We start from the raw sequence: 3,060 nt of genomic DNA on the forward strand, positions 1-3,060 counted from the left end.
GTCGTAAGGTTTAGTCTTATGAGTTTTAAGCTAGATAAACAGTTTTATTTTTATTTAGGGGAATTAATTAAATTTAATAGTGTTAATGCTCCTGCATTAAAAAGTAAGCCTTTTGGAGAACAAATTGATTTATGTCTAGATAAAGTATTAGAAATTGCTCGAGATATTGGTTTTAAAGTTTATAAAGATCCGGATGGATATTATGGTTTTGCTGAAATGGGTCAGGGCGATGAACTTATAGGTATTTTAACTCATATTGATATTGTTGATGTTGGCAGTATATCCAAATGGCATTCAAATCCTTTTGAACTTGGTTTTCGAGATGGAAGAGTTTATGCTAGGGGTATTTTAGATGATAAGGGACCTTTAATGGCTGTTCTTTATGCTTTTAAAATGTTGCTATTAGAGAAAATTTGTTTTAAGAAGAGATTTAGAGTGATTTTTGGCACAGATGAAGAGACTGAATGGCGTTGTATTGAGCAGTATAAGATTAAAGAAGAGATTCCTGATTTTTCTTTTACTCCTGATGGTGATTTTCCTATTGTTAATGCTGAGAAGGGGTTATTGCAATTTGATGTTATTAGTGATGAAAAATTTTTTATGAATCTTGAGCTTGGCATAGGGTATAATGTTATTCCTGATGAATGTTCTTTTGAGCTTGGTGATGCTAATAAAGATGATTTTAGGATTTTACTTGATAATTTTGATGGTAAAATTAGATATAAGTTTTTTGAAAATAATGTTTTAATTCATGGCATTTCTGCTCATGCCTCTTTACCTGAACTTGGTGTTAATGTTGCTCCTTATGCATTAGATATTATTAAATCTTTAGGAATAAGAAGTAATTTTATTGATTTTTTTGAAGACAGGATTGGTTTTACTATCAATGGAGAGAAATTGTTTGGGAAGGTTTTGGAAGATTTGCAATCTGGAAAACTTACTCTTTGTTTAACAAAAATTAAATTGTCTAAAACATCTAATCAAATTTTGTCTTTTGATATGAGGTATCCTATAAGTTATAAAAGGGAAGATTTGGTAAGTTTAATAAAGAAAACTTTAGATTTATATTCTTTAAATTATAGTGAAGTTTCTTTTCTTGATCCTCTTTATGTTGATTCTAATTTAAAATTTATTTCATCTTTAATGGAAGTTTATCAGAATTTTACAGGTGAGAGTGATGTTAATCCTATTTCTATTGGTGGTGCAACTTATTCAAGAGCTTTGAAAAATTGTGTTGCTTTTGGACCATTATTTAAAGGTTCAGATAATACAGCTCATCAGGTTAATGAGTATATTAATGAAAATGAACTTATGGATCTTATTTTGATTTATAAAAATGCTGTTGAAAAACTTAATACTTAAAAATATACCGGTAGTCGGAGTCGAACCGACACGAGATTGCTCTCATCAGATTTTGAGTCTGACGCGTCTACCAATTCCGCCATACCGGCAATAGATTTTATTTTACTACAATAGTTCCTAAAAAATCATCATTTTTATCGAAAACTTTTTGTAAATTTGTAAGATCAGTGCCATTAAGTATATAAGCTTTAATTCCAAGTTTTAATGCTAGTTCTGTTGCTATTGGATCGAATGGTAAATGTGAACCAGGTTCCCAATCTTTTCCTACTATATTTTGTAATTTATTCCAAGTGATGTTTTTAAACCCTTTTGCATCATTATATTTTTTTGGATCTTTATCATATATTTGATCAATATTGGTTAAATTAATTATTTCGTTTGAATTGAACTTTTCGGCAAATTTTACGGTAATATAATCTGTTGAAAATCCTGATTTCCATCCTGATGCAACTAATATTTGTCCTTTAAATTGAAAATCTTCAGTTGGATTGCTTACAATATCGTTAATGCAAAATGGTTGCATTGCTTTGCTTATAAGAGTTGCATTTAGTTTAGTTGCCATTATTCCAATTTCATCGAGTTCATGATTTTTAAATTTAGGATTAATTTGCTTATAAGCATCTTGATATTCTCTTGCTGTTTTTCCTCCTCCTGTAATTAAAATAACTTTTCTGTTATGTTCTTTTTTTATCCATTGAAAAATAAGATTTTTTAAATTTTTAATGTATGTTGTATTAATGTGATTAGGATTGATTATCCCTCCCCCAAGACTAATTATCTTTATCATCTAAACTCCTTATTTGAGTCGGTTATTTTTTTATTTAAATTTGTATTATATAGTATATTTATATTCAGGTTGTTGGAAAATATGATTTAAAATCATATTACCTTATTAACTATACTATATTGTGCAATGTTTCCTTATATCTTATAGTTAAGAATATTTGTTATATTGAATTGTTTACAGGTTTTGTTTAGGTAGGTATTTAGTTAGGAGGATTTTATGTATAAGTACAAGGTTTCTGTGATTATTTGTTTTTTTAATGCTGAGAGTACCCTTGAAACGATGTTGAAGAACGCTGTTAATCAGACATTGCGAGATAAAGAAATTATATTGGTAAATGATGGTTCTTATGATCAAAGCTTAAAGGTGGCTCAAAAATTTGCGGAGAAATATGATTTTATCAAAATTATTAATCAGAAAAATATGGGAATATCCGTTGCTAGGAATAATGGTTTTGATAAATCTGAGGGAGAATATATAGTCTATTGGGATAGTGATGATTTTGTTGAGAATACTATGCTTGAGGTACTATATAATAGGGCAAAAGCTGATAATTCAGATATTGTTTGTTCTCAGTTTTATATTTATTTTCTTGCAAGAAAGATTAAAAGAAAATCAGTTCTTCCTTTTCCTAATTATCCAATAACCGGTGAAGAGGCTTTTAAGAATTTATTATTGACTGTTTTTTCTAGTTTTTATAAAAAAAATTTTGTTGTAGGTACAGTGTGGGATAAATTGATTAGAAGAGATTTGATTGTAAGTAATAATGTTAAATTTAATGATGTAATACTAGAGGATATAGTTTTTATGCTACATGCTTTTCTAAAAGCAAATAAAGTGTCTTTTGTAAATAATTATTTTTATACTAATTTTCAAAGGATGGGAAGTGCGAGTTCATCAATTAGTGTTATTAG

At 28.3% G+C, this 3,060-nt stretch carries 3 protein-coding genes and 1 tRNA gene; 2 read left to right on the forward strand and 2 right to left on the reverse strand.

Annotated elements, in window-relative coordinates:
* Positions 1-1,362 (forward strand): Sapep family Mn(2+)-dependent dipeptidase (locus BN1173_RS02915; protein WP_246040039.1); only part of this gene is annotated, 1,362 nt, incomplete at its 5' end.
* Between the two features lie 5 nt (positions 1,363-1,367).
* Here BN1173_RS02915 and BN1173_RS02920 read toward each other — a convergent pair.
* Positions 1,368-1,451, reverse strand: a tRNA-Leu gene (locus BN1173_RS02920).
* Between the two features lie 8 nt (positions 1,452-1,459).
* Positions 1,460-2,149: a UMP kinase gene (gene pyrH, locus BN1173_RS02925; RefSeq protein WP_012538321.1), complete on the reverse strand. Its 690-nt coding sequence runs from the start codon at positions 2,147-2,149 to the stop codon at positions 1,460-1,462.
* A gap of 216 nt (positions 2,150-2,365) precedes the next feature.
* Between pyrH and BN1173_RS02930 the strand changes: the two genes are divergently transcribed.
* A partial coding sequence (locus BN1173_RS02930) for a glycosyltransferase family 2 protein (protein ID WP_040236480.1) occupies positions 2,366-3,060 on the forward strand: 695 nt, incomplete at its 3' end.

The sequence above is a fragment of the Borrelia crocidurae genome, assembly GCF_000825665.2.
GTDB classification, from domain to species: Bacteria; Spirochaetota; Spirochaetia; order Borreliales; family Borreliaceae; genus Borrelia; species Borrelia duttonii.